This is a genomic window from Flavobacterium sp. LHD-80 (genome assembly GCF_030929605.1).
In the GTDB taxonomy this organism is placed as follows: Bacteria; Bacteroidota; Bacteroidia; order Flavobacteriales; family Flavobacteriaceae; genus Flavobacterium.
Genome location: NZ_JAVFVS010000005.1, coordinates 286,229 through 313,166 on the forward strand (window position 1 = coordinate 286,229; position 26,938 = coordinate 313,166).

Below are 26,938 nucleotides of genomic sequence, written 5' to 3' on the forward strand. Positions count from 1 at the left end.
GGTTGTTAAAAAATGATTAATTGATTAATACACAGAAAGGGATGAAGTGCGGTACGGTGAGAGGTCTGAACTTTAATCCCTTTTCTTTTTATTTTATTATAATCTTATTGTCTTTTTTCTCATAGGCATTAATGAAATTAATATTCTTGATCGTGGTCAATATGTCTTCTAATTTTTGATTTTTATTCAAAACTCCATTGAATTTTACATTACCAAGAGTCGAATCTGCAAATTCAATATCAGTATCATACCATCTTGACAATACTTTCGCGATATCTCTTAATGGCATTCCTTTAAAAACAAACAAACCTTTTCTCCATGAAATTTCGTTGTAAACATCGACTTCAGAAATTGCAATGCGATCATCGCTTTTGCCAATTCTAGACTGTTCATTTGGTGCTAAAATTTCTTTGTTTGCCGCATTGCTCACAGCTACTTTTCCTTTTACTAATGTGGTGTAAATTGTATTTTCGTCTTTATAAGCCTTGATATTAAATTCAGTACCAATAACTTCGACATTTTGCATTTGAGTTTTCACTTTAAACTTAGAACCTTTGTGTTTTGTACTTGGTGACACTTCAAAATACGCTTCTCCATAAAGCAGCTCGACTTGTCTGGTTTCGCCGTCAACAAAAGCGACAGGATATTTTAACTGCGATTCTGAATTCAGCCAAACTCTCGTACTATCTGCCAATTGAACAAAAAACTGCCCTCCTCTCGGAATTGTTAAAAAATTGTTTGCAATTGCTACAGGATTATTTTTGGCATTATAAATTAATTTTTCGCCATTGCTTGATGCATTTCCTGTTGCGTAGCCTTTTCCTTTTTCCAATGCAATCACAGATCCGTCTTCTAAAGTCAAAGTGGCTTTATCAGTTCCTATCAAAATATTTTTATTGGCAACTGCAGGAATATTGTTTTTTGCGTTTTTGGCTGTATTGAATAATAAAGAAATTGAAATCAACATAGCAACTGATGCTGCAACCGCAACTCTAAAACTTGTTCTGGTGTAAAAAGGTCGTAACGGAATAACTTCTGTTTCGTCAGCTTTTATTGCTGTCTGAATTCTGTGAAGCATTTTATGTTGCATTTCTTCTTTTGATCCTAAGCTTTCATCCCATTCTGCTGCAGTCTGGAAACTTTCGTAAAAATGAAGTAATTTTTTACTCTCCTCCCGATTAGTATCGCCAGAAAGATATCTGTTTAATAACGTTAAGAATTCTTCTTTTTTCATTTTTTTTATTATTAATGCGGGAGTATATTAAGTAAGTATCTAAAAAGACATTTACCCCCTAGTCCAAATTGTATTTTTTTTGATTTTTTTTACTTTTTTAAGAAAAGCCCCGTCGCATAAGAGAAAATTCAACGGTATAGACTTATAATCGGTAATCATTTTAAGACTTTCTATAAATTTTTAGAAAGCCAAAAAACCATTGCAACACCCAAAGAACTTCCCATTGATAAACGAATGGTGTGAAGCGCTTTTGTAATATGATTTTCAACCGTTTTGGTTGAAATATTAAGTCTTTCTCCAATTTCTTTATGGCTTAACTGTTCTTCTCTGCTGAGTTTGTAAACAGCTTGGCATTTCTCTGGAAGTGTTTCGATAATTAAGTTAAGCTGTTACACCAATTCTTCATGCATTAGCTCCGTTTCTGGCGTTGTGTGTTGAAAACGTTTTTCTAAATCATCAAAAAGTTCGACTTTAACTTTGTCTTTGTTTTTTCTTAAATGATTAAAAACTTGATAACGCGCAGAAGCGTACATATATCCTTTTAAAGAAATATGAATTTCCAATTTTTCTCGATTTGTCCAAATATTCAAAAATATATCCTGAATAATATCTTCGCACAATTCTTTGTCTTTAATGACATTATAGGCCGACATAAAGAGAGCCTGCCAAAAAGTATTATACAATTCTGTCAAAGCCGATTCATCTCCGGTGCGAAGACGATCGATTAAAATTTTATCCTGATTTAATAAGGGTAATGACAATTTTTTTGCTTTAGAGAAATTGAATAATTCGCAACAAACTTAATAATATTATCCAATAATCCTAATTTGCTCTTGTCTTTGTTCTTTAATAAAAAACATTAAATTATTCTTACAAAAAACTTTTTTACTTAAAAATTTGATAATATTAACCGCTTTGTAATCTAAAAAATTTGACTTTACATAATTTTTCAGAGTTTAAAAATGGATTTATCAAAGAGGTTGATCTTAAGAAAAATTCGAATTTTTATGAATTATTTCAAAAATGACGTAGCCAATTTCTTAAATCATAAATTTGAAAAAACCCATCTTTATAAATTAATAAAAAAAGCTTTCCTCGAAATTTTACTGTTCAATTTGATATCTTTTTTGCAAAAAAAAATCGGAAGAAACACTTCCGATTTTTATATTTTTTAAGATTCACAACTGCTGCAACTCACGAGACTTGTAACCAGTTCTTTAGATACACTCTGGCTTCTTTGGTAATACAAACTTTTAATTCCGAGTTGCCATGATTCGATCATTAAACGGTTTACTTCTTTTATTGGCAATTCTGCTGGAATATTCAGGTTTAAACTTTGTCCCTGATCCACAAATTTTTGACGAATTGCTGCTTGTTGTACAATTTCAAGCTGGCTTATTTCTTTGAAGGTTTTAAAAACATCTTTTTCGGTTTGCGAAAGCTGTTCCATATGTTGAACGCTTCCTCCGTTCAGCATAATCCCACGCCAAACTTCTTCGTTGTCAAGACCTTTTTCTTCTAATAATTTTTTCAGATATTTATTTTTTCGCATAAAATTTCCTTTGCTCAAACCTGCTTTGTAATAATTACTGCTGAAAGGTTCAATTCCCGGAGAAGTCTGTCCCAAAATTGCCGATGAAGAGGTTGTAGGCGCAATTGCCATTGTCGTAGTATTACGTCTTCCATAACCTTTAAGCAATTCAGGTTCGCCGTAAATTCGGGCTAAATCTTGCGTTGCTTTATCGGCTTTGTCGCTTATATGCTTAAAGATTTCTGTCGTTTTCATTTTGGCTTCCAAACCTTCAAACGGAATCATATTTTTTTGCAAATACGAATGCCATCCTAAAACGCCCAAACCTAAAGCACGGTGTCTTTTTGCAAATTTATTGGCTGCAGAAAGATAGTAGTTTCCTTCTGTTTTTTCGATAAATTCCTGTAAAACGGCATCTAAGAAAAAGATCGCTAATTTTACCGCTTCAGTATCTTTCCATTCTTCATAAAGCTCCAGATTCATTGACGAAAGACAGCAAATAAACGATTCGTCAAAATCAGACGGAAGCATAATTTCACTGCACAAATTGCTGGCGTTAATTCGCAGATTTTTATCTTTATAAACCTGAGGTTTGTTTTTATTTACATTATCGCTAAAGAAAATATAAGGCAAACCTTTTTGCTGACGGCTTTCTAAAACTTTTGCCCAAATTTGGCGTTTTTCAACATCGCCGTCAATCATTTCCTGCATCCAATAATCGGGTACGCAGATTCCGGTAAACAAATTCTGAATTGGATTTCCGATGCTTTTAATCTTCAAAAATTCTTCAATATCTGGGTGATCTACATCTAAATATGCTGCAAACGCGCCACGACGAACGCCACCTTGCGAAATCGTGTCCATTGTAGTATCAAAAAGTTTCATAAAACTTACTGCACCACTACTCTTTCCGTTATCTGTTACGGCGCTTCCTCTTTCGCGTAATTCTCCAAAATATCCAGATGTTCCTCCACCAATTTTGGTCTGCATGATTACTTCACCTAATTTATGTGTAATTCCTTCGATTTCGTCTGGAACGTGAACATTAAAACAAGAAATTGGCAAACCACGCTCTGTACCCATATTCGCCCAAACCGGCGAACTGATGCTCATCCAGCCGCGTTCAATCATTTCTACAAAAGAATCTTTTAGTTCCGGTTTATAAAGTCTTTTTGCTGCAGCGGTACAAATTCTGTCAATTGCACCTTCAACCGTTTCTCCTTTTAAAAGATAGCCGCGGTTTAATATTTGCTCACTTTCAGAGTTTTTCCACCACATTTTATTTCCAGCTTCGCTCATCGGAACGCTTTCTTGGTTTATATCTATTGTATTCATTTTTTTTCAGTTTAGAAGAGGTCGTTTGCTGTAATACTTTTATCATGTTTGGTATATTCTACCGGTCTTTTTGCAAAAAAATCATCAAGACTGTTTGCAAAAACTTCTTCTTCAAACCATGACATTGCTCTGTAATCTTCTATCGAAACATCAAAAACAGTCGGAATTCCAATTTGTTTTAGACTTTCGTCCAATCTAAATTTCATGAAATTAACCAGATCCGTTTTATTGATACTTTCAATTTCGCCATCTTCAAAAATCCAGTCTAAAATATCCGATTCTACACTAATTGAATGTTTAACCGTATCTCTAATCGACAATAAAGTCGCATCATCAAAATAATCTGGAAATTCCTCGCGAATTTTATTTATGATAAAAATTCCACCATTCGCGTGAATCTGTTCGTCGATTGAAGTCCACGCAATAATATTGCTCACATTTTTCATATAGCCTTTGAATCTTGTAAACGATAGCAAAATCGCAAACTGACTAAAAAGCGAAACATTTTCGATTAGAATGCTGAACAAAATCAGCGACACCATATATTTTTTATTATCCTGCGAACGCGTATCTTTTAAAACATCTGAAAGATAATCAACACGCTTGCGGATTACAGGAACGTCTAGTAATTTTTCGAATTCATCATTATAACCTAAAACCTCCAGCAAACGAGAATACGCTTCAGAATGTCTAAATTCACATTCAGCAAAAGTAGTTCCGAGACCATTAAATTCCGGTTTTGGAAAATGCTCGTAAATATTTCCCCAAAAACTTTTTACCGCAACTTCAATTTGAGCAATTGCCAAAAGACTGTTTTTTATAGCGGTTTTTTCGGCTACATTTAAATGCGAATGAAAATCCTGCGTATCTGCAGTAAAATCAACCTCAGTATGAACCCAGTACGCTTTATTAATGGCTTCTGTAAATTGCAATACCTCCGGATATTCAAACGGCTTATAATTGATTCTTTTATCGAAAATAGACATAATATAAAATATTTAATGGTGACAAATTAAGGATTCGAAATGCCGATTTGGGAGGTATTTTGACATCTCGTTACTTACAAATTTAAGCCAGACATTTTTGTTTTACTTTCGTTTTCATGTTAAAAATAAAAGCAATTATCAACAGCAAAAAAGTCTCATTTTGAACGCCAAAAAAAGTAGTTATCAACAGGTACAAAAAATTTCATACTGCTCGAAATATCAGTTATTTATACTAAATCTAAATAGAGTTGTCAACAGAAAAAAGCGCATTCATTCGTTGATTTAAAAAAAAGGTTATCAACAGCAAACTCAAAAAAGAGCAACATTTTGTCTGAAAAACTGTTACAAAAAAAGAAATTTACAGTCTTATTTAAGCACTCAAAAAGTTTGAGATTCAAAAAAACCAAATTGTCAAAATCAAACTAATTAATTAATTTTAAACATTTTATACAATTTAAGAATTGTTTAAACTCAAGTTTATAAATCTTAAGAAAGAAACAAAAATGAGCATTTTCGCTTAAACAATTTTAAAAGACACAACAAACAAAATGACAACCGATATTATAGAATTGAATGATTTTATTGTTTTAATAGAACAATCAAATACGACAAAAACTATTGTTCAGAAATGCGAAATCGACGGCGACGCAGTTGGATTTGCATTTTATGGATCTGGCAATGTCGAGTTAGAAATTAAACATAATGATCAGACAAAATATTTGACAAATACTACCGGTTTGGCCATCTGTTTTTTTGGAAATCAGAAAGTCGAATTCTCACATAAAATTGAACCCGACAAACCTTTGCAATCCATCAGTATTTTCACCAAACCGAAACATCTAAATTCGCTACCTGAGGCCGAAAAAGAGATTTTTGAAAAACACCTTCCGGAATTATTAAATCCGAAGGAACATTTTGTAAAAGGCCCATCTTATTATATGACGCTGGATATGCAATTAGCAGTTCAAAAAATCTTCAACACAACTTACTCCGGAAATACACGATTGTTATTTTTAAGAAGTCAGATCAACGAACTTTTAGCACATTTTTTTGCTCTTTTAAGCACCGACTCTAAAATTGATTTTTCGGAAATTGATAAAAACAAACTCTTTAAAGCAAAGGAAATTGTAACCAATAATTTTTCTAAACCGCCCTCAATTACACAATTATCTCAAATGGTGGGATTGAACAGCAGTAAACTGAAAAAGAATTTTAAAGAACTTTTCGGGATTCCTGTTTTCAAATATGTTCAGGAAGAACGCCTTCATAAAGCGTATGAACTACTCCGCGAAAGCGAAAAAACCGTTCAAGAAGCTGCGTGGGAAGTTGGTTATGAAAGTCTGAGTTCTTTTTCGAATGCTTTTCATAAAAAATTCGGCATGCGCCCGAATGAAGTTCGCCTTCAATTCCTTTCAGACAAATCATAATTCTTTTGGGACAAACGATTCTTTTTTAATGTAATCAACTTTGTATCAGTAATCTTTTAAAAAATATTGATATGAGCAAAAAGAAAATTTTAGTCTTGGGTTCCAATGGGAAAACGGGGCGCAGAGTAATCGAAAGATTGAAAAATAATCCAGATGTCGAAATTCGTTTAGGTTCACGAAATGAGAAAATTCCTTTTGATTGGGAAAAACCAGAAACCTGGGAAAATGTCTTGAAGGATATTGAGATTGTTTATGTAACATTTCAGCCTGATTTAGCCATTCCTTCGGCAGTCGAAACTATTGAGAAATTTACCGTTTTAGCAACAAAAATCGGAGTTCAAAAAATAGTTTTATTATCAGGAAGAGGCGAAAAAGAAGCACAACTTTGCGAAGAAATCGTAAAAGAAAATGCTAAAAACTGGACGATTGTACGTGCAAGCTGGTTCAATCAAAACTTTAGCGAAAGCATTTTTCTAGAACCAATTTTAGCCGGAATCGTCGCTTTGCCGAGAGCCGAAGCACTTGAACCTTTTACCGATGCCGATGATATTGCTGATGTTGTTTTGGAATCGCTTTTAGATGAAAATCATAATTCAAAAACCTACGAATTGACCGGACCAAGATTATTGACTTTTAAAGAAGCCGTAAACACAATTGCCGAAGCGAGTGGCAGAAATATTACTTTTCAAGGTTTATCTTTAGAAGAATATACGCAGATGCTAAAAGAATACCAAGTTCCTGAAGATCACATTTGGCTTGTGAATTATCTTTTTGAAGAAGTTTTAGATGGAAGAAATTCGCATATTACTTCTGATATTGAAAAAGTTTTGGGCCGAAAAGCAAAAGATTTTTCCGCTTACGCGAAAGAAACCGCCAAAACCGGAATTTGGAATTCTTAAGACTCTACAGATGAATTATTTTAGAGCAATTTTTTCTGGCTTAATTGTCTGGATTTCTGTGAGTTTTTCGTTTTATATTTTAGGCTTAATTCCGTTTATAAAAGATCATTTCTTGATTCAGGCAATTTTAGTAATGTTCGGAATTGTTTTTTTTGCCATTATTGGAGCAAAAATCTATTATAAAAAAGTAGTAGAAACCAATGGTTTATTACTTGGAATTGTAATGTCACTAACCGCTTTAATTTTGGACATTTTGATCACCGTTCCTTTTGTCGAAATTCCAAATGGGAGAAGTTATTACAGCTTTTTCAGCAGTCCTATTTTATGGATTTTGGCAACTATAAATGCACTTTCAGTTTATTTTTATTGGAAGAAAAAAAACACATTTAACAGTAAAACAAAAAAGCTTGTCTCTTAGAGAACAAGCTTTTGTTTTATCCTAATATTCAAATTAAAGATTAGCGTCTTTTACTTTGCTTTTCGCTAATTGACTTACTTTATAAATTAGTAATATACTCAGAGAAGTAACAACTGCAACAACATATCCTAAAATATCATAATGCTCTAAAGGAGAGGTTTTTGTTTGCTGGTGTACAATAAATCCCGCAGAAACAGCTCCTATTCCACCAGCAATTTGCTGCAGTGACGAAGTAATAGACATATACGCGCCACGATCTTTCATGTCCGGAATGGCAGTATTTAATGTTGTTGCCGGAATCATTCGGCTCATTATTCCCATAAACAAAATCATATTTAAGGCAACAATCTGCCAAAGCGGAATCGGACTTAAATTAGTATAAATCAAAATCATAATGATTGACAGAATAGATCCTGCGGCGAATAATTTGAACTTGCTTATTTTGTCACTTAATTTTCCAATAAGTGGCATAACAAATAACACTGAAAGACCTGTAAAGAAAAACACCATAGGTAATTCTTCCTGACTGATATGAATATTATTTACTAAAAAAGCGCTTCCAAAAGGCTGCAACATAAAACCTCCTATCGAAAGAAAAGCAATCGCCATAAACCCAATTTGGTATTGTCTGTTACTTAATGTATGCCACAAGTGCAAAAATGGGCTTTTGTCTGATTGTATTTCCAAGTGTTTTGTAATTGCCGGCAATTGCGTTAAAACTGCTGCCAGAATTAATAGAGCTAAAACCGCAATCATGATAAAGGTCGAATGCCAACCCCAATGATTAGCAAAAAATAATCCAGCCGGTACTCCAAGAATTTGACTTGATGCATATGCCATTTGAATAAATCCCATTACACGACCACGTTGCTGAATCATAAATAAATCGGTTACAATAGCCAATGAAATAGAGCCAATTACGCCGCCAAAAAGTCCTGTAAAAATACGTGCCATAAGCAACATATGATAACTTGAAGAAAAAGCACAAAAAACAGTTCCGATAATAAATCCGATATAGAAGAAAATCAGTAGTTTTTTTCTATCGAATTTATCTGCAAAACCAGCAGCTAAAAGTCCAGAAATTCCTGCGCTAAAAGCATAAGCAGAAACAGCAAAACCAAAATCTGAAGTCGTCATCGTCAGCTTTTTCATTAATATATCTCCAAGGGGAGAAATCACGACAAAGTCTAATATTACAGTAAACTGTAAAAGCGCCAGTATGGCAATAATAATTTTTTGATGAGAAGTAAAAGCGGGGCTTTCTATGGTAGTTTTTTCCATTAATTTATATATTTTATTTACGACAATTCCTGGCACGCATGCCCAAAATCACGAATTAGTTTAACAATTTCCTGAGGTTTAAGTGTTTCTGAAACCACACGAAGAACGCAGTCAACATCTTCGCAGTCAATACTCCATTGTTGAATTTCAGGATGACTGCTTAGTATTTTATGCGCGACAGAATTAGAATCTACTGTTCCAATATTAGTTTTAAAAATATGTATTGTGTTTAAATCTGTTTCCATAATTTTTCATGGTTTTAAGCCTTTAACTGTTGATTTAAAAGCTTCTTTCATAATTTCTTTTGTAAGAACAAATGGTTTACCTCCCATGCTTTTTCCTTCAGTGTGCATGTTCAGCATTGTATAAAGAGGTCCATAAGCCACACACCAAAATGCCTCAAAACTCATTGGGAGAAGTTCTTTGTTTCGAAGCGCATTATTTATAAAATCTTTCATAATGGTTCTAAAATCGGCAAACTCTTCAATCGAATCCAATATGATTTCTCCATGTGGAGAATGTTTGATGATCTCAAAAAAGGCAACTTCTTTAGGGTATTTCATAGTAAAGCTGGCGCGGTTTTCCCATTGTTTCCACAAACCTTCTTCAAATGACATGTCGGGCGAAAAGTCTTTTATGGTGCTTTTAAAAAACTTTAAGGCCATACTGGCCCCAATTTTTTGAATTAAATCATCTTTATCAGCATAATAAATATAGAGCGTACCAACTGAAATCGAACAGGCTTTCGCCAATTTATTCATGCTGAAACCTTGAAATCCTTCCTGTACAATCTGGTCAATAGCAGTCTTTATAACCAGTTTTTCTTTATCGATATCTCTAACTCTCATAGCTTTTTTTTTGCAAAGATAAAATAATAAATGAATGAACGCTTTTTTATTTATTGTTTTTTTTATTGAAGATTTTTATTTAGAAAAAAGAAGCAAGAAGCAAGAAGCAAGATTTGAAGAAATGCTGAATCCTGAAAGTTGTGAAATTGATTTCTCCCAAAAAAAAATCATAAAAAAAGTCTGTAAACTAAACGCCTACAGACTTTAAAAAACACTAAACAAATAAATTATCTTCTTCTTAAGTTCTTATTTTAAACATCTTGCCTCTTGCTTCTTGCTTCTTTCATCTTTATTCTCATTTCCCACTTCTCACCAACGAAACATCATCTACGAGACAAAAAGATTTTGCTTTCCCGTCAGCCAGAAAACCAACTTCGGCCTTTCCTCCTTTTATAGCGATATTATTTATCACGATTGTTTTCCACTCTGTATTTTCCTCTTTTATAGCAAACTGAAATTTTTTATTATTGCTTTCTGCGTAAACTTCAAGATTATCAAATCCGGCGCTGTTTTTGATTTTAGCGGTTAAAGTATATGATCCGTCTTCCAATTTTACATAGGGTGACGATGTTATGCTTTGAAATACTTTTCGTTTAAAATTAATTTTATCACTGATATTCAAACTCTTTTCACCAATTACAATTTTTCTTTCATATTGTGTATTAAAATGATTTAAAACTGGCGAAGTAAGCGTGTCTAAACTTATTTTATTTCCTTCAATAACTTCGCTTGCCCAGCCTGTCAACTGAATTTGTACTGGTTTTACAGGACTCGGAATATGTCGGCGGTCGGCTTCAAAACTGCCGTTTTTTACATAATTATTTTCTTTGTTTACTTTCCAGTTTCCTGTTTTCGCATCTAATTCCCAAGCACTTAATGAATTGAAATAAGGTGTTTTTCCATCAAAAGAAAGGGGACACCATTGATTATATCCTAAACCGTTTCCGGCAAAATCAGACCAGCGATCACCACAAAACACAATTGTTTCCTGTTTGCTTCCTTTTACAGAAAAGAAAAAACCAGTCTGTGAAACATGTGCGAAATCTTCAGAAGAACCGTTTGTAACCAACATTTCATTCGTTGGAAGATATGGACCACGAATATCATCGGCAACTAAATAATACGCAAACGAACCGTCCCAGCCATAAATATTTGAAGCATACATGTAATAGCTGTTTTTGTATTTGAACATACAATTTCCTTCTCTGCTTTCGCCTTTAAAAATTTCTGTGCAGTCTAAAAGGTTTACTTTTCCGTCTTTCATTCCAATTTCAGAAACGTAAATTTTATTTCTTCCTCTTCCGTAGGAGTAAATCAAATACGATTTTCCGGTATCTTCATCAGTAAAAACGGTTTGATCGCCTGTATTGCTTGTACCAATCATTTTTTCCATGTTTATTTTCTGATGCCAGATAAATTCACCTGTTGGCGAATCTGAAAGTGCAATCAAGACTTCACTTCCGTGTTGCACAAACATCGCGTATTTACTGATTTCTTTGACAAAAGCAACACCCAAACGACCCACCCAAGTTTTCCCATTTTGATTGACTTTATCTTTGGTCAAAACATTTTTTTCAAAAGTCCAATTCACAAAATCGGTTGAACTGTAGCAGGTAACGGCTTCAAAAGTTGCATTTGGCAATGTTATAGAAGGATCGGCACGATATTGATTGGCTTCAACATATTCTACGCCGTACCAATAATATTTTTGTTTGCCGGTTTTTGGATCAGGAAATTTAAATATACCGCCGCCTTGGCTGTTTAACGGTTTTCCATCTTTGGTATTCCAAAAAATATCATTTTTGATTGTTTGATACTGCGCGATAGTTTTATTTGGTATTCCGAAACAAAGCAATACAAGAATAACGCTTAAGGAATACCATTTTTGAATTTTCATATTTATTACGGTTAGTTAGTTCGTAATAAAATTATCCAATAACAAAAAACTTTGCGTCATGCACTATCCTGCTTAATAATAGATATTTAAGAGAATACTGGATTTTGAACCATCTATTATTTTTTCTAGTCTCTTAAAAAATGCTTCATTAACCATTGGGCAACCGTGGCTTCGAGAAATATAATAATCCTGCTCCTGTTCTGGAACTGCAGAATAGGAATGCAAAACGACGGCTCGTTTTAAAACATTACTGTTTGTTTCGTCTAAACCCGATAAACGATACGCTTTTCCGAATATTCCTTTATATGATTTTCCAATCGCACAACTGCCAAGTGACGTCGCGTTAGAATTGGCTTCGTTGCTGAACTTTAAATTTCCTGCAATTCCAGTTTCAGACCCGCAACCGTGGGCGACAAGTCCTTCGTCTAAAATTTTATCATTTTCCAAATCATAAACAAAAAATCTATTTTTTCCTGATTTGATTTTCATGTCGATAAAAAAAGCGATTTTGGTATTATAATAAGGATTGGTCTTTATCTTTTCTTTTACTTCTTCAAGCTGCTTATTAAATCGTTCAATATCTGAGGTTGTCCAGTTTTCTTTGCCTGTTATTGTTTTTGGAGTTCCAAAAAATGATATTGAAAGGAATACGATGAAATTAAAAATTTTCATAAAAGTGGTATTTTAAAATTTACACCAAACAGCTTTTTACAAAAAACCGTTTTTATTTTGGTGCAAATTTATCATGGCGATCTGTAAAAAATAACACCGCAAAAGACTAAAAAACAACACATTAAGACTTTAAATAAAATCATTTTTAATCAAAATACTGCAAAGAAAACCTTTAAAATAAGGCGTTACAACCTCTTTTTTAATTCCGATTCACCTCTATTTAAACCCGCTTTTCTCTTACAATCCAAACGAAATTAAAACATTGATTCAAAGCAAATTACAATAAGAATTTTAAGACTAATACTTTTTTATATGCGTAATATTATATAACTTGCATATAGCAAATTATAAATCAACACATTATGAAAAAATTTCTATTCTTTTTTTTAGCAGTTGTGATTAGTTTATCAAGCCAATCTGTTTTTTCTCAGTCGGGAGATGACGCACCGGCTTTGAATCTTCCGGGAGATAATCTCGATTTATATGCCGTATTGACACTTTTTCAAAAGTCAAAAACTATTGAAGAATTTGAAACAGCGTTAAATAAAAAAGAAACCGGAATTAATAATCTGGATTTAAATCTGGATAAAAAAGTAGATTTCATAAAAGTCACTACAACAAAAAAAGATAATTCGTTCACATTTGTTCTTCAGGATGCAGTCAGCAAAAGTGAAACGCAGGATGTGGCAGTTATTTTAGTTAATAAAGATAAAAACGGAAAAGTCAGCATTCAATGTGTTGGAGATGAAGATCTTTATGGTAAAAATTATGTAATTGAACCTAAAAGTACTCCAGCAGTTACTGCAAATCCTGGCTATCAAGGTTCTAATCCTGTGACAGTAAGTGCTCCAGCTACAACCGTAGTGGTCGAGTCGGCACCAATAGTTCAATATGTATATTCACCGGCTTACGTACCTTATTATCCTCCTTATTATTATGGATATTATCCTCCTTATTTCGCTGCATTTACTGTTCTTGCAGTAGGTATTTATCGTCATAATAACTGGTATCATGGCGGTTATTATGGAGGACATTACAGCCGTAATACAGTAATCATCAATAATAACAACAGAAATAGCATTAACCACTATAATAACAATAGAAACAGATCCAATACGGTGGCCAATAATAATAGAAATGGAAACTATGGTAATCGTGCTGGAAATACAGGCGTATCAAATCGAATGTCAAATGGTTCTGGAAACCGTCCATCCGCTGGAACATCTGACAGAGGTGCAAATCGCGGGTCTGGAGTATCAGACAGATCATCTGTAAATCGTCCTTCGGCAGGAACATCAGATAGAGGTTCATCATTTGATCGCCCATCGACATCAAATCGCAGTTCTAACTTTAATTCAGGCGGTGGCCGTACAAGATCAGGCGGAAGCAGTTTTAGCGGTGGAGGCGGTGGCTTTCATGGCGGAGGCGGTGGCTTTGGCGGTGGTGGCGGAGGACGCAGACGATAAAAGAAAACTCATTAAAATAAAAAGTGATTGAATACAATTGTATTCAATCACTTTTTATTTTATATATAATGTCTTGTTTTAGTTAGAAGGTGCTGTGTCAGAAGCACTCATATCTCTAACACAAACATATTTACCATCTTTCTTTTCAAACAAACTCAAGTAATTCCCTGTAGAAAGAGTCGCATTTGTTGAATCCACTACGGTATAAGCACCTGTTTCTACAACTTGGTTTCCGTCGTTCGATACAAAAACTTCAGTTGTTTTAAATGAAATCTTATTCGAATTTGCTACTGCATCGGCTTTTAAAAAGTCTACAATAGCTGCTTTACCAACCAATGGTGCACGATTTTGATAATAAGTTATCGCATTGTCATCATAGTAGCCAATGCTTTTTATTTCTCCTGAATTATAAACCGCTGCAAATTCATCTTCCTTAGCCTGAATTTCTTTCTTTATGGCTTCTTTATCAACCACGACAGGTTCTTCCTTTTTTGTATTGCAGGCAAAGACAGAAGTTAAAATACCTAACAATAAAATTTCTTTTAAGAGATTGTTTTTCATATATTTAAGGATTTAAAACTATACCTTAAAAGTACTTATAAAAATTAAAATATCAAGTTATTTCGCATAAAAATATTAGAACCCCATATCTGAGCTTTTAAAAAACATTTTATTTTATTCTAATGAATTACAACAACTTATACAAAACCCTACCGCTTTGTCTCTATTTTTACACCTTAAGGGCAAGTTATTGGCACTATATTCATTTTTAGTCGAAAAAATAGCGCTATATTAGCAGTATAAAAAGCGTATTATTGATAATAAATTAACCAAAGCCCTGTTGAAATGACAAGAAATTGGCAATACGTTATCAAAAACAACTGAAGCACATTGGCTTATATTTATCATAGATTCCTTTTCGCAACAAATATGCTTTCAATTTAATTTTACCCCATTTATAAAATGAATAAACAACATTACAATATTTTACTTGCAGATGATGATGACGATGATTGCTCTTTTTTTAAAGAAGCACTTGACGAATTAGATCTTCCTGTAACTCTTGTAACCGTGCATGATGGCGTACAATTAATGGATTATTTAAAAGCCAATTCGCCTAGCAATTTGCCAGATATCCTTTTTCTGGATCTTAATATGCCTCGCAAAAATGGCCATGAATGTCTTAAGGAAATCAAAGAACTACGTGAGTTTGACACACTTCCTGTTATTATTTTTTCGACTTCTTTAGATATTGAAATTGTTGATTTAATGTACCAAAAAGGAGCAACACATTATATACGAAAACCCGGCGAATTTTCTAAGCTAAAAACTGTAATCAACAACGCTTTGACTACAACTGTCGAGAACAATCTAAAACAGCCTGCGCGAGAGCAATTTGTTCTTCAGCCGTAATTTTTTCAGGAATGAGCCATAAAAACAAGGAACATTATTTTTTAGCCGACGGTGGTGAAATGGGCGAATTAATACGATCCAAAGATTGGAGCAAAACGGCTTTAGGCAATCCCGATTTATGGCCTCAAAGTCTTCAAACAATGGCTTCGGTAATACTCAACAATCCTTTTGGAATGTACATTGCTTGGGGCGATGATTTTACCCAGATTTACAATGATGCCTTTCGCCCTATTTTAGGCGCAACAAAACATCCTGACGCTTTAGGAATCAGTTCACGAGAAACATTTTCAGAAATTTGGGATACAATTGGTCCTATGTTTGAAGATGTAATGAACGGAAAAGCGGTAGGTTTTCCTGATTTTATGGTTGTTTTGAACAGAAACGGCTATGATGAAGAATGTTATTTTGACTTTTCCTACAGCCCCATAAAAAAAGAAGATGGTAAAGTTGGCGGTATTCTGGTAACTGTAATTGAAACGACTGAAAAAAATGAAAAGCTTTTAGCACAGTCGAAGGTAAAAGAAAGTGAGCAGAAGATAAGACAATTGGTAGAAAATGCACCTTTTCCTATTGGCGTATATACAGGCAGGGAAAAACGCATTGAACTTGCCAATCAAGCAATTATGGATGTTTGGGGAAAAGGAAATGATGTAGTTGGAAAATTATATACCGAGATTTTACCTGAACTTGAAAATCAGGCAATTTTTGAGCAAATAAATACTGTTTTTGAAACTGGTGAGGCTTTTCATAATAAAAATGCTCGTGTCGATATTACGATGAAAGGCGTCCTGGAAAGCTTTTATTTTAATTACAGTTTTACGCCACTTTATGACATAAACGGAAATATTTATGGCGTAATGAATACTGCTGCAGAAATTACAGATCTGCATCTTGCCACAAAAAAAATAGAAGAAGCAGACAAGCGTTTTCGAGATACTGTAAAACAAGCGCCGGTTGGAATTACCATTTTGCGAGGCTTTGATTTTATGGTGGAAATGGCCAATGATGCTTATTTGAAAATTGTTGATCGAGAAGAAAGCACTTTTGTTGGAAGACCACTTTTTGATTCGCTTCCGGAAGTTAAGGAAAGCGTAAACAAACTGTTAAACGATGTAATGACAACCGGAATTCCGTTTCATGGAAATGAAGTTCCGATTCCTTTAAATCGTTATGGAAAACTTGATATTTCTTATTTTGACTTTCTCTACAATCCACTGAAAGAGGAAAATGGCGAAATCTCAGGAATTATCGTTACTGTTACGGAAGTAAGCGAAAAAGTTGAGGCCAGAAAAAAAATCGAACTCAATGAAGAAAGGCTGAAAATCATTGTAGAAGCCAGCGAACTTGGTACTTGGGAATTAAATGTGAAAGAAAAACAAGTTCATTATTCGCAACGTTACTTGGAAATTGTAACCGGAAATAAAAAAAATATCAATTTAACGCACGAACAAATTCTTACCTACGTTCATCCTGATGATTTAGGAATACGAAATCTGGCGTACAATGAGGCACTTGTTACTGGAGTTATAAACTATGAATTACGAGTAATCTGGAAAGATAATTCGGTTCATTGGGTTGAAGCAAAAGGAAAGGTATTTTTTGACGCCAATAGAAATCCAGAAAAACTGCTGGGAACTGTAAGAGATATTACAGACGAAAAAAAATATCAACAAGAACTAGAAAAAAGTGAGAAACGTTTTCGCTCTTTAGCAGAGAGTATTCCGCAATTAATTTGGGAGACAGACGAAAATGGGAATTCTCTATTCACTTCTGGAAAATGGTTTGAATATACCGGAGTTTATCCTGAAGGAGAAGAATCTTGGAAAACCATGATTCATCCAGATGACTATCAAGAAAATGCCCGAATTTGGAGCCATTCTCTCAAAACCGGAGAAACCTACCGCTGCGATGTACGCATTAGAAGAAATGATGGTGTATACAGATGGCATACCGTAATTGGCGAGCCGGTTTTAAACGAAGAAAATAAAATTATAAAATGGGTTGATGCATTTACTGATATTCATACAGAAAAAGCGTTTACGCACGAACTTGAACAGCAAGTAACGGCAAGAACCAAAGAATTAAGCCTGATGAATGAATCGCTCATAAAAAGCGAGGAACGCTATCATTTAATGGTTGAAGAAGTTCAGGATTACGCTATTTTATACCTTAATCATGAAGGAATTATTGAAAATTGGAATCTGGGCGCACAAAAAATAAAAGGCTACAAAGCAGAAGAAATTATTGGAAAAAGCTTTTCTGAATTTTACACCGAAGCCGACCGAAAAAACAATCTTCCTCAGACTTTATTGAATCTTGCCATTGAAAAAGGAAAAGCAAGCCACGAAGGATGGCGCGTTCGCAAAGACAGAACCTTGTTTTGGGCAAATGTAACCATTACAGCTGTTCATAATAAAAAAAATCAGGTTATTGGTTTTTCAAAAATGACACATGACTTGACAGAGAAAAAAACTGCCGATGACAAGCTGAAATTAAATGCATTAGAACTTGAGCAGAAAAACAAGGAGCTTGAAAAAATGAATCAAGAGCTTCAGTCGTTTGCCTATATTTCAAGCCACGATTTGCAGGAACCGTTGCGCAAAATCCAGACTTTTGCAACGCAGATTATGGAAAAAGAATCGGAAAATTTATCTGATTACGGAAAGGATAAATTTAAGCGAATGCAAAACGCAGCACAACGCATGCAAACACTGATCAATGATTTGCTTTCGTATTCGAGAACAAATGTTCAGGAAAGAATTTTTGAAATTACAGATATTGGAAAAATCGTCAACGAAGTCAGAGATGATTTAAAAGAAGAAATTGAAAATAAAAATGCGACGATTGAAAGTACCGAAAATTGCGAAGCAAGTATAATTCCGTTTCAATTCAGGCAACTTTTGTACAATTTAGTAAGCAATTCATTGAAATTTTCGAAACCCGAAAATCCAATTATCGTAAAAATAAAAAGCGAAATTGCGAAAGGCTCTGTTTTAAACAATGAAAAATTAAATCCTGAAACCAATTATTGCCACATTAGAATTGAAGATAACGGAATTGGTTTTGAACAACAATATAGTGCAAAGATATTTGAGGTTTTTCAGCGCTTGCACGGAAAACTCGAATATACAGGAACGGGAATTGGTCTTGCTATTGTGAAAAAAATCGTGGACAATCACAACGGAATTATTACTGCAACTGGAGAACTAGATAAAGGTGCTACTTTTGATATTTATATTCCTGCAAAATGATTGTATTGACATTAGAATAAAGCATTCTTTTTAACAGAAAATTATAGACACTCTAATTTTCCGAATTAATTAAAATCATATTTTCGCAAGAAATACCACCTTGCTTAGTCGGACTGATTTAATAATTTTAAAAACTATGAAAAAGCTATTTTTTATACTGCCATTGCTATTTTTTGCTTCAGCAATTTTTGCACAAAGCCAAGATCCGTCGTCGAAGCGAATTTTAGGAAATTGGTTTTCTAACACCAACCGTACTACAAAATGGATTTTTACTCCCGATGGAAAAGTTTATAATTACGACAAAGACATTATGAAAGTGATGTATAAATATACAATATCACACAACTGTCAAAATAATTCAAGCGATACTACTGAATTTGTAACGTTAAGGGACAAGGATGGCGATGAATATTGCTTTAAAATAAATGCTGTAAATGAAAACAAAAATGGTGTTTTATCGCTTACCAATATGAGCAATATGCAACCGCTGATTTTTGTAAACGATGTGAATTTGAAGATTGCACAGTAGTGAAGAATAAAGAATAAAGAAGAAAGAATTTTTTCTAATTTTAAAAGAAAAAGCAGGATTTCGGTTTTTGAAATCCTGCTTTTTTTTATTTTATTTACCTAAACTTCCTTCAAAAGGTGAAGCTGGCAAATCTTCTTTATTATACAAATTTGCCTCAACTGGATTATCAGCCCATGCGTATCGAACTTTTGTCGGTCTCGAAATGTTTTCATTCCAAATTTTAACTTTGTTTCCTTCAATAGTCGCGCTTGCCCAAACAAATTTTCCATCGCTTCCAGCAATTTCAAATCCTTTTAGACTGGTGTTATTTTTAGCTGTTAATCCGCTTCCCGTATCAGTAAAAGAAAGCAAAAGTTGATTCCCTTTTTGTTCCATTGATTTAAAAAGAGGTCCTGAAGCAACTATATTTTTTTCTCCATAAACCACTTTTCTTGCCTGCAAAGCCAATCTTTTTCCGACATCATATTTATTTAGAGGATGAATATCATTCCATTCGCCTAAATCAATCGTTACTGCCATTCCGGTATTTGGAACTGCCAACGTATTTTTTTGCTGTTGTCGCAACGCAGCCCAATTGCTTTCTGCAGGTTCGGTTTTTGGTTCCATAAAATTAGTCAGCTGCACAAATAAAAACGGAAAATCACCTTGCTTCCACTCTGCTCTCCAACTTGTAATTAATGTTTCCATAAGCGCTCCGTATTCCTGAGGCTTTTTAGTACTTGATTCTCCTTGATACCAAAGCACGCCTTTTATTGCGTAATTTTTCAAAGGTGCAATCATAGAATTATAAAGTCCGACAGGTTTCCATCTAATGAAAGTTGACGGTGGCAAAGGCGCCATTTTTACTCCTAATTTGTATTTCCATTCTCCTTTTAAATCAATTGAATCTTTGTCAAGAACCAATTGATAAGGTTTATCTTCAACAAACCCGCCCTTTCCTGAATTATTAATAACTCTTATTGCAATTTCATTTTTTCCTTCTTTTAAAAACTTCGGATCAAAAGAATATTTTCGAGGCGGATACAAATAAGAAGTTGTTCCAACGAAATTCCCATTCACATAAACCGAATCGGCATCTACAATTCTTCCTAAAATCAGTTTTGCTGAAGAAGCTTTTAGGTTTGATAAATTAACTTCTTTTCTAAACCAGACTGCACCATTCGTTTTCTCTAAAGCATAATCTCCCCAATATCCAGGAATATTCATAACCGGCCAGTCGATATCATCTAAATCGGCTTTTGACCATTGTTTTTTCAAACCTTCATCTTGACGATTTACTTCAGAATACCAATCGGTGCTGATTTTTCTGTCGTTTGCTTCAATTTGTGCCCCTAAAGTTCCGTCTTTGAATTTCTGATATTCGGCATCATAATCTGGGAATTTTTTAATGGCATCGGCACTAAGCCAAGATTCAGCCGGAGAACCTCCTAAAGCGCTGTTGATTAATCCTATCGGAATTTTATATTTTGCATAAATTTCGCTTGCAAAAAAATAAGCTACAGCCGAAAAATTTAAAATATTTGATGCGTTTGCTTCTTTCCATTCACCACTTGACAAATCAGTATTTTCTTTTGCAAATTCATATTGATCCGGCACTAAAAATTGTCTTATTTCCGAATTATTTGCCTTTGCAATTACGTCACTGTATTTGTCTTTTACACGATCCATAGGAAGCTCCATATTTGACTGTCCCGAGCAAAGCCAAACATCACCAAATAAAATATTCTTGACAACAATTATATTGCTTGCTGTTAAAGTCATTTCATAGGGTCCGCCAGCTTTTTGAGAAGGCAACGTAATTTGCCAATTTCCATCTTGCGAAGTTGTGGTCTGAAACTTTTTTTTATTGAAGATGATTTCAATTTTCTCATTTGGCGCCGCCCATCCCCAAATTTTCACAGGAATATCGCGCTGCAAAATCATGCCATCGCTAATTAACCTTGGAAGTTTTATTTGAGAATAGATAGTGCTGCAAATAAGCAAACCTATAAGAATTAATACTTTTCTCATTTTTTACAATTTATTTTTCTGCTTAAATTTTGAAATCTTTTTTTTAATATAGTTAACCTGCTGGTGTAATTCGAAAAAATATTTTAACACATAGAAACATAGGTTTTTCTTTTTTTTTGGGGAAAAGGTAGTTGAAAGAAACTAGTTTCTAACACATAGTCAATGTTTATTATTATTAAGTGAAATGCCTTTTTAAAGATGCTATCCCGATAGCTATCGGGAATGTTTCTATGTGTTAAAATAAATGACACACATCATGCTATAATTATTATCCTCTAACATCTGACGGCAAAAAGCCGAGAGGGCTCAACTCTCGGCTTTTTTATAAAACAAATTTGTTTGCAGTTCTAACCAATTTTGTAAAATAAACACTTACTTACAACCTTATCTAACTTAATTGCTGCTTTATTTGCTTTATCATTTGATTTCGGGCAAATCAGGATTTCATTTCCTAGTAACCTGGATTCTGATAAGCTGCTTTTTCAGAAGCTGTCATAATCATTGCATCAAATTGAACTTGAGGAATTGGACGTAAATAATGGTACGGCTTAATATCTCTAGCAACTGTAAGCGGTGTATGATTTCCATAAGCTGGTCCACAAATTTGGTAGGAACTTGAAAGTTCTGTCCATTTTTGAGTACGAAGCAAATCGTACCAACGGTATCCTTCACCAAAATATTCACGAGAACGCTCTGCCAAAATATAATTGATATCAATAACTGCAGGTGTTGCGGCAATCATTGCTGCAGAATTGTCCGCTGATTTTGCTACATTTCCACCGTTGTCAAATCTCCATTTTCCAGCACGTGCACGTAAAACATTTACTAATTCTCTCGCGCTTTTTCCACCTTGAGGAGCTGCTCCCATTACTGCTGCTTCGGCCGCAATTAAATATAATTCTGATAGTTTTGCAATATTATAAGGACGTGTACTGGCTCCATTTGGAGAACCAAGTCCAGTTCCGTTATCTGTTCTATAAGTCCCTAATTTCCACAAACCTGGATATATAATTCTGCTAATACCACTTGGCGCAATAACAAAATCAGATCTTCCTGGTAATACTCCTGCACCAACAGCTCCACCTTCAGCTCCATTTCCTGCTGCATAAACAATAGCTGGATTTTCAGCATTTAAGAAGGAAAGAATTGCACCTCCTGGAGCAACTGGCAAACCGTTTGCATTATTTAAAGTTGGCGTTGTAATACCTGCTTTATTCCAATTCCCGCGATATACGGTTGTAAATGTTCCATCGTAACGAGAATCGTTTGTTTTATCAGCAAATGTATTCGCAATTGCACCAATAGTTGGACACATACGAATAAATGGACGCCCTAAAGACTGTACTGCTTCACGTTGTACCGAACTTACTCCTGAACTTCTCAAAACAGTATAATTTGGAGTCATCATCCAAACAGTAAAGTTTTCTGGAGCATTACCATTCGAAAACGTTAGACTGCTGGCATTAAAAAATTCACTTTTCTCAGTGTGATCAGCATACAATAAAATTTCGCTGTTGCGGTCATTGCTTCCTAAATTCACATCATAATAAGTTGGTTGCAATGCAAATGCACCGTGGCTGTCAATTGCAGTTGCTGCAACATCATAAGCTTTCTGAAAGTACCATGCTGCATCGTGTCCGTCTGGATCTACACGTGTAGTTTCAGGATAAGTTGGAATATTATTTGGATTTTTTAACCACCAAGCATATGTTAAATATGCTTTAGCCAAATAAAGTCTGGCAGCTGTTTTAGTCAAACCTCCTTTTACTCTTCCTGCATCTGGCAAATCATTTGCAGCTATTACTAAATCTGGAAAAATACCTTTAGTATAAACTTGCGGAACGGTATTTCTTACTGAAAATCTTGATGGGCTTGTATTGAATTTCAATTCTCCTGCACCCAAATCTAATGGCACTCCACCAAAAGTCTGAACTAGCAAGAAATAATCAAATGCACGGAAAAATCTAGCTTCAGCAATCATTGCATTTGAAACAGTTCCAATTGCTGTCGCATTTTCTATAACACCACTAGCCGTATTAATATTGATAAATGCAGGTTGCCACAAAGCATCAGCACGACTTGAAGAAGGCGTAATTGATCCAACACCAGAAAGATCCATATCCTTAAAGTTGGCATCGGCACTTTGCGCATAAGTTGCTTCATCAGTTCCGGTTTCTGTCGTATTGTAGTAATAACCTTGTCCGTAGATGTAGCGTAAATGCGCATACATTGACGTTAGTCCTGCAACAACTCCTTTTTCAGTCTTAAAATATTCAGGAGTGTAAATACTGCGAGGCTCTTCTTCTAAAACATTAGAACATGCTCCCAGGAACAGCGTTATCATTGCTGTTGCCAAAAAAGTTTTTATTTGTATAGGTTTCATTGTTATCTTTTTTAAAATGTTAAATTAAGGCCAAGCAAGAAGGTACGAGTTGAAGGAGTGTTTGTTCCTAATGTCAGTAAACGTCTTTTGTAAAAATCAGTTACTGCAGCATTTTCGTTACCGTATGAGTTGGTTTCAGGATCCATACCAGTTTCTCTGTGGTAAGGTGATGAAATCACGAATGGATTCTGCACTGTGCAGTACAAACGAAATCTATCAACTCCTAAATCCTTAATAAATTTTTCAGTAATATTATAGCCAAGAGTAATCGTACGGATTTTAACATAAGAAGCATCAAAGTATCCTAAAGTAGATCCGTATTTTGGATTATCATTGCTTGAAATTCCGCCTGGTCTTGGGTATTTTGCATCTGTGTTATCTGGTGTCCAATAATCGACTTTTACGTTTCCTCTACGACCACTCAACATATTCAAGTAACCTGTTGAAGAATATAATGTACTAATAAGAACTCCTCCACTTTGAAAAGCACCTACTACACTAAGATCTAAATTTTTATAAGCAACACGAGTGTTGAAACCTCCAAGGAAATCAGGATTTACATCGATGATTTGTCTATCTGCAGGCCCAATTTGTCTTGTTGGAGAACCATCTGCATTAAATTCTCCGGTATATTTTACTTTAATCATACCCACATTTCCTCCTGGCTCATATTTAGTAAGATTTGCATCTCCTTGTTGCCAAAGTCCAACTTTTTCATAATCAAAGATCACATCGATTGGATGTCCAACAAACCACCAGTTGTTTTCGTCTCTGGTTTGTCCTGAAGAAAGCGCTACTAATTTATTTTTGTTCGAATAAAAGTTAACACCAACATCCCAAGACCATCCATTTGGATTATCGAATATTGCTCCATTAAGCGTTATTTCGTAACCTTTGTTTTGAGTTTGTCCAATGTTTGCTGTGTAGCTACCCACACCTGCTGTTGGAGGCAAACCAACACTTAAAAGAATATCTTTTGTATCTGTAACATAATATTCAGCTGTACCTGTTAATCTATTTTTAAAGAATCCAAAATCGATACCATAGTTCATTGTAGTTGAATACTCCCAGCCTAAATCAGGATTAGGAAGCGTCGATACATAATATCCAGTTGCATTTGTTTCGCCAAAATTGTAAGGTCTTGAAGCCAAACTTCCTAAAGTAGAATAAGGAGCAACTGCTTGGTTAGAAGTTTCTCCGTAACCTGCGCGTAATTTTAATTGCTCCAACCAAGAAACATCTTGCATAAATGATTCATTTTTAACATTCCATCCAACTGATACAGCAGGATAAGTATGCCATTGATGTCCTTTAGCAAGTCTTGAAGAAGCATCAGATCTTACTGTTGCTGTCAACATGTAACGATTGTCATAAGAATACATTGCACGCCCCATGTATGAAACCAATCCGCTTTGCTGGTAATCTTGATTGTCTGGATTTATCGAAATTTCTCCAGCTGCTCTTCCTAAATTGTAAAATTGAAAAGCATCAGAAGGAATGTCTTTTGCAGAAACCTGTGATTTATTATAAGTAGTTTGTTCTGATGAATACATTGCTACCGCATTCACTTGGTGTTTTCCAAAAGTACGATCGTACGTAAGCAAGTTTTGGATTGTCCAGTTCGTATTAAGCGTATTTGTTACAGAAGCTGTCGAGACTGTGGTAGGGTTTATACTAAAAACACCTTCTCCTGTATACTGACCTCCATTTGTACTACGGAAATTACCACCTAAATCTATATGGAATTTTAAACCTTCAACACCCGGAATTTTTACTTCTGCGTATAACGTATTGTATGAACTATATGCTTTTGTTTGGTCGATCCATTTGTCACCCAAATTATTGATCGTTTCTCTGGTGTAAACCCAGTTTTCATCTAATGGCATTTTTACCGTTCTTTTTAAAGAACCATCCGCATTATACGGATTAGCAATCGAAGTCGTACTTAAAGTATTGTAAAGACTTAAATTCCCTCCATTTGAAATAGAATAATTATTATTAGTAGTAAAACCAACTTTAAAATACTGTCCTATTGCCTGATCTACAGCGGCACGCAATGAAATACGACTGTAGTCCTGTCCTGGCACTACTGCTTCTTCTTTATAATAACTAGTTCCAAAATTATAGTTTCCAGTTTCAGTACCACCAGAAACACCTACATCATGATTGGTTACTAAACCAGCGCCATACATTAAATCTTGCCAATCTGTATTTACATTATCAGCTTCGTCTGCACCATTTGAATAAAGTGGAGCAGTTGATCCTGGAAGCGTTGCAATTTTACGTAAAGCCACAAATTCAGGTCCGTTCATCATTGGGAATTTAGCAAAAATCGTTTTCAAACCGCTATAAGTGTTGTATGAAAACTTAGCTCTTTGTCCTTTTGTTCCTTTATTAGTTGATATTAAAATAACCCCATTAGCACCACGAGAACCGTAGATAGCAGTTGCTGAAGCATCTTTCAAAATATCAATACTTTTAATATTATCTGGACTGATATCACCAATTGATCCTGCAAACGGAACTCCATCTAATACTACAAGCGGGTTGTTATCTGCTGTCAACGAACGTGTACCTCTAATACGAATTTGCATTTCAGCACCCGGTTTAGAAGATGTTTGATTCATTTGCACCCCTGCTAAACGGCCTTGTAAAGCCTGCGTAACGTTAGCCGATGGCACTTCACGAATTACATCTCCTTTTATAGAAGAAACAGATCCTGTTACGGCTTCCTTTCGCTGCGTACCGTAACCGATGACCACAACTTCCTGAAGGTTATTTTGGTCTTCTTCTAAAACTGCATTGATTTTATTTTTTCCTGCAACAGGAATTTCTTTATCCTTTAAACCTAAAAAACTGAATACTAAAACTCCATTTGCAGGAACGTTAGCTATAGAATAATTTCCGTCAAAACCCGTAGCAACACTATTTTTAGTGCCTTTAACAGTTACATTAGCTCCTGGAATAGGTCCATTTGCATCAGATACAACTCCTGTTACTGTAGTCTGAGCCGTGGCACTCACAGAAAACAGAAACATCAGGGATAAAAACCCCAGACATTTTAGGAGCTTTGATTTGCTTTTCATTGTAAAAAAGTCAGTCATAAAAATTGATTTAGATAATTAATATATGGTTTGAGTTAGTTGAAAAATAAAGACGCAAAATCAGGTGTTTTTATAAAGTCGAAATAACCTCTTTTGCATTTCTTTAACAAATATAATTAAAAATCTAAACCACACAACCGGTTGTGTATTATTTTTTTATTTATACCAAAAAAAATTACCATATAAATTAAAGACTGAATAATTTTAAACCTAAATAATTAGACGATCCACAACAAAACTTCTTTTTTAACAAA

The 26,938-nt window shown here is 34.5% G+C and carries 22 protein-coding genes; 8 read left to right on the forward strand and 14 right to left on the reverse strand.

The features are described from left to right. Nucleotides 1–88 precede the first annotated feature (88 nt). The 5 genes from RB619_RS09275 to RB619_RS09290 all read right to left on the reverse strand — a co-directional run bounded on the left by RB619_RS09275 (nt 89) and on the right by RB619_RS09290 (nt 5,086). Nucleotides 89–1,234: a FecR domain-containing protein gene (locus RB619_RS09275; RefSeq protein WP_308096668.1), complete on the reverse strand. Its 1,146-nt coding sequence runs from the start codon at nt 1,232–1,234 to the stop codon at nt 89–91. A 170-nt stretch (nt 1,235–1,404) separates the two neighbouring features. After that, entirely contained in the window at nt 1,405–1,611 is a 207-nt protein-coding gene (locus RB619_RS21090) for a sigma factor-like helix-turn-helix DNA-binding protein (protein ID WP_374119689.1), read from the reverse strand. A gap of 12 nt (nt 1,612–1,623) precedes the next feature. Then, nucleotides 1,624–1,995, reverse strand: coding sequence for a sigma factor (locus RB619_RS09280; RefSeq protein ID WP_308096670.1), 372 nt, complete (start codon nt 1,993–1,995; stop codon nt 1,624–1,626). A 410-nt stretch (nt 1,996–2,405) separates the two neighbouring features. Then, entirely contained in the window at nt 2,406–4,100 is a 1,695-nt protein-coding gene (locus RB619_RS09285; protein ID WP_308096673.1) for a ribonucleoside-diphosphate reductase subunit alpha, read from the reverse strand. A gap of 11 nt (nt 4,101–4,111) precedes the next feature. Beyond that, nucleotides 4,112–5,086, reverse strand: a complete 975-nt coding sequence (locus tag RB619_RS09290; RefSeq protein WP_308096675.1) for a ribonucleotide-diphosphate reductase subunit beta — start codon at nt 5,084–5,086, stop codon at nt 4,112–4,114. A gap of 548 nt (nt 5,087–5,634) precedes the next feature. On the opposite strand from RB619_RS09290, the gene RB619_RS09295 reads away from it, so the two are divergent. The 3 genes from RB619_RS09295 (at nt 5,635) to RB619_RS09305 (ending at nt 7,830) form a co-directional block, all read left to right on the forward strand. Beyond that, nucleotides 5,635–6,513 (forward strand): AraC family transcriptional regulator, encoded by an 879-nt coding sequence (locus tag RB619_RS09295; RefSeq protein WP_308096677.1) that lies wholly within the window; start codon nt 5,635–5,637, stop codon nt 6,511–6,513. Nucleotides 6,514–6,584: 71 nt separating this feature from the next. Next, a complete protein-coding gene (locus tag RB619_RS09300; protein ID WP_308096679.1) occupies nt 6,585–7,412 on the forward strand; it encodes an NmrA family transcriptional regulator in 828 nt (275 codons plus the stop codon). 10 nt (nt 7,413–7,422) lie between these two features. Continuing rightward, a complete protein-coding gene (locus RB619_RS09305) occupies nt 7,423–7,830 on the forward strand; it encodes a DUF5367 family protein (protein ID WP_308096681.1) in 408 nt (135 codons plus the stop codon). Between the two features lie 33 nt (nt 7,831–7,863). On the opposite strand, the gene RB619_RS09310 is transcribed toward RB619_RS09305, so the two are convergent. Genes RB619_RS09310 through RB619_RS09320 form a run of 3 tightly spaced genes read right to left on the reverse strand, consistent with a single transcriptional unit; the run spans nt 7,864 to nt 9,959 of the window. Then, on the reverse strand, nt 7,864–9,111 hold the full coding sequence (locus RB619_RS09310; protein ID WP_308096684.1) for an MFS transporter: 1,248 nt from the start codon (nt 9,109–9,111) through the stop codon (nt 7,864–7,866). Between the two features lie 17 nt (nt 9,112–9,128). Beyond that, nucleotides 9,129–9,356, reverse strand: a complete 228-nt coding sequence (locus tag RB619_RS09315; protein ID WP_308096686.1) for a hypothetical protein — start codon at nt 9,354–9,356, stop codon at nt 9,129–9,131. A gap of 6 nt (nt 9,357–9,362) precedes the next feature. Continuing rightward, the gene (locus tag RB619_RS09320; protein WP_308096688.1) at nt 9,363–9,959 is read right to left on the reverse strand and encodes a TetR/AcrR family transcriptional regulator; all 597 of its coding nucleotides are present in this window, start codon (nt 9,957–9,959) and stop codon (nt 9,363–9,365) included. 34 nt (nt 9,960–9,993) lie between these two features. Here RB619_RS09320 and RB619_RS09325 point away from each other — a divergent pair, with 34 nt between their 5' ends. Beyond that, nucleotides 9,994–10,167, forward strand: coding sequence for a hypothetical protein (locus RB619_RS09325; RefSeq protein WP_308096690.1), 174 nt, complete (start codon nt 9,994–9,996; stop codon nt 10,165–10,167). An 87-nt stretch (nt 10,168–10,254) separates the two neighbouring features. On the opposite strand, the gene RB619_RS09330 is transcribed toward RB619_RS09325, so the two are convergent. Continuing rightward, nucleotides 10,255–11,856, reverse strand: a complete 1,602-nt coding sequence (locus tag RB619_RS09330) for a family 43 glycosylhydrolase (RefSeq protein WP_308096692.1) — start codon at nt 11,854–11,856, stop codon at nt 10,255–10,257. Between the two features lie 72 nt (nt 11,857–11,928). Further along, nucleotides 11,929–12,528, reverse strand: a complete 600-nt coding sequence (locus RB619_RS09335; protein ID WP_308096694.1) for a murein L,D-transpeptidase catalytic domain-containing protein — start codon at nt 12,526–12,528, stop codon at nt 11,929–11,931. A gap of 362 nt (nt 12,529–12,890) precedes the next feature. On the opposite strand from RB619_RS09335, the gene RB619_RS09340 reads away from it, so the two are divergent. After that, entirely contained in the window at nt 12,891–13,994 is a 1,104-nt protein-coding gene (locus RB619_RS09340) for a hypothetical protein (RefSeq protein ID WP_308096696.1), read from the forward strand. Nucleotides 13,995–14,072: 78 nt separating this feature from the next. Here RB619_RS09340 and RB619_RS09345 read toward each other — a convergent pair whose 3' ends face one another. After that, nucleotides 14,073–14,555 (reverse strand): nuclear transport factor 2 family protein, encoded by a 483-nt coding sequence (locus RB619_RS09345; protein ID WP_308096698.1) that lies wholly within the window; start codon nt 14,553–14,555, stop codon nt 14,073–14,075. Nucleotides 14,556–14,957: 402 nt separating this feature from the next. Between RB619_RS09345 and RB619_RS09350 the strand changes: the two genes are divergently transcribed. The 3 genes from RB619_RS09350 (at nt 14,958) to RB619_RS09360 (ending at nt 19,187) form a co-directional block, all read left to right on the forward strand. Further along, entirely contained in the window at nt 14,958–15,407 is a 450-nt protein-coding gene (locus tag RB619_RS09350; protein WP_308096700.1) for a response regulator, read from the forward strand. An 11-nt stretch (nt 15,408–15,418) separates the two neighbouring features. After that, nucleotides 15,419–18,658 (forward strand): PAS domain S-box protein, encoded by a 3,240-nt coding sequence (locus RB619_RS09355; RefSeq protein ID WP_308096702.1) that lies wholly within the window; start codon nt 15,419–15,421, stop codon nt 18,656–18,658. Nucleotides 18,659–18,794: 136 nt separating this feature from the next. After that, nucleotides 18,795–19,187 (forward strand): hypothetical protein, encoded by a 393-nt coding sequence (locus tag RB619_RS09360; RefSeq protein WP_308096703.1) that lies wholly within the window; start codon nt 18,795–18,797, stop codon nt 19,185–19,187. 90 nt (nt 19,188–19,277) lie between these two features. On the opposite strand, the gene RB619_RS09365 is transcribed toward RB619_RS09360, so the two are convergent. The 3 genes from RB619_RS09365 to RB619_RS09375 form a co-directional block, all read right to left on the reverse strand. Further along, entirely contained in the window at nt 19,278–21,197 is a 1,920-nt protein-coding gene (locus RB619_RS09365; protein WP_308096705.1) for a sialate O-acetylesterase, read from the reverse strand. 451 nt (nt 21,198–21,648) lie between these two features. After that, on the reverse strand, nt 21,649–23,580 hold the full coding sequence (locus RB619_RS09370; RefSeq protein WP_308096707.1) for a RagB/SusD family nutrient uptake outer membrane protein: 1,932 nt from the start codon (nt 23,578–23,580) through the stop codon (nt 21,649–21,651). A gap of 11 nt (nt 23,581–23,591) precedes the next feature. Beyond that, nucleotides 23,592–26,684, reverse strand: coding sequence for a TonB-dependent receptor (locus RB619_RS09375; RefSeq protein WP_308096709.1), 3,093 nt, complete (start codon nt 26,682–26,684; stop codon nt 23,592–23,594). Nucleotides 26,685–26,938 lie beyond the last annotated feature (254 nt).

Coding starts and splice junctions, on each gene's coding strand:
- RB619_RS09315 (WP_308096686.1), bottom strand. CDS start 9,356: ATGGAAACAGATTTAAACACAATACATATTTTTAAAACTAATATTGGA.
- RB619_RS09285 (WP_308096673.1), bottom strand. CDS start 4,100: ATGAATACAATAGATATAAACCAAGAAAGCGTTCCGATGAGCGAAGCT.
- RB619_RS09355 (WP_308096702.1), top strand. CDS start 15,419: ATGAGCCATAAAAACAAGGAACATTATTTTTTAGCCGACGGTGGTGAA.
- RB619_RS09275 (WP_308096668.1), bottom strand. CDS start 1,234: ATGAAAAAAGAAGAATTCTTAACGTTATTAAACAGATATCTTTCTGGC.
- RB619_RS09300 (WP_308096679.1), top strand. CDS start 6,585: ATGAGCAAAAAGAAAATTTTAGTCTTGGGTTCCAATGGGAAAACGGGG.
- RB619_RS09290 (WP_308096675.1), bottom strand. CDS start 5,086: ATGTCTATTTTCGATAAAAGAATCAATTATAAGCCGTTTGAATATCCG.
- RB619_RS09325 (WP_308096690.1), top strand. CDS start 9,994: ATGAACGCTTTTTTATTTATTGTTTTTTTTATTGAAGATTTTTATTTA.
- RB619_RS09310 (WP_308096684.1), bottom strand. CDS start 9,111: ATGGAAAAAACTACCATAGAAAGCCCCGCTTTTACTTCTCATCAAAAA.
- RB619_RS09305 (WP_308096681.1), top strand. CDS start 7,423: ATGAATTATTTTAGAGCAATTTTTTCTGGCTTAATTGTCTGGATTTCT.
- RB619_RS09350 (WP_308096700.1), top strand. CDS start 14,958: ATGAATAAACAACATTACAATATTTTACTTGCAGATGATGATGACGAT.
- RB619_RS09330 (WP_308096692.1), bottom strand. CDS start 11,856: ATGAAAATTCAAAAATGGTATTCCTTAAGCGTTATTCTTGTATTGCTT.
- RB619_RS09360 (WP_308096703.1), top strand. CDS start 18,795: ATGAAAAAGCTATTTTTTATACTGCCATTGCTATTTTTTGCTTCAGCA.
- RB619_RS09365 (WP_308096705.1), bottom strand. CDS start 21,197: ATGAGAAAAGTATTAATTCTTATAGGTTTGCTTATTTGCAGCACTATC.
- RB619_RS09295 (WP_308096677.1), top strand. CDS start 5,635: ATGACAACCGATATTATAGAATTGAATGATTTTATTGTTTTAATAGAA.
- RB619_RS09370 (WP_308096707.1), bottom strand. CDS start 23,580: ATGAAACCTATACAAATAAAAACTTTTTTGGCAACAGCAATGATAACG.
- RB619_RS09340 (WP_308096696.1), top strand. CDS start 12,891: ATGAAAAAATTTCTATTCTTTTTTTTAGCAGTTGTGATTAGTTTATCA.
- RB619_RS09345 (WP_308096698.1), bottom strand. CDS start 14,555: ATGAAAAACAATCTCTTAAAAGAAATTTTATTGTTAGGTATTTTAACT.
- RB619_RS09320 (WP_308096688.1), bottom strand. CDS start 9,959: ATGAGAGTTAGAGATATCGATAAAGAAAAACTGGTTATAAAGACTGCT.
- RB619_RS09335 (WP_308096694.1), bottom strand. CDS start 12,528: ATGAAAATTTTTAATTTCATCGTATTCCTTTCAATATCATTTTTTGGA.
- RB619_RS09375 (WP_308096709.1), bottom strand. CDS start 26,684: ATGACTGACTTTTTTACAATGAAAAGCAAATCAAAGCTCCTAAAATGT.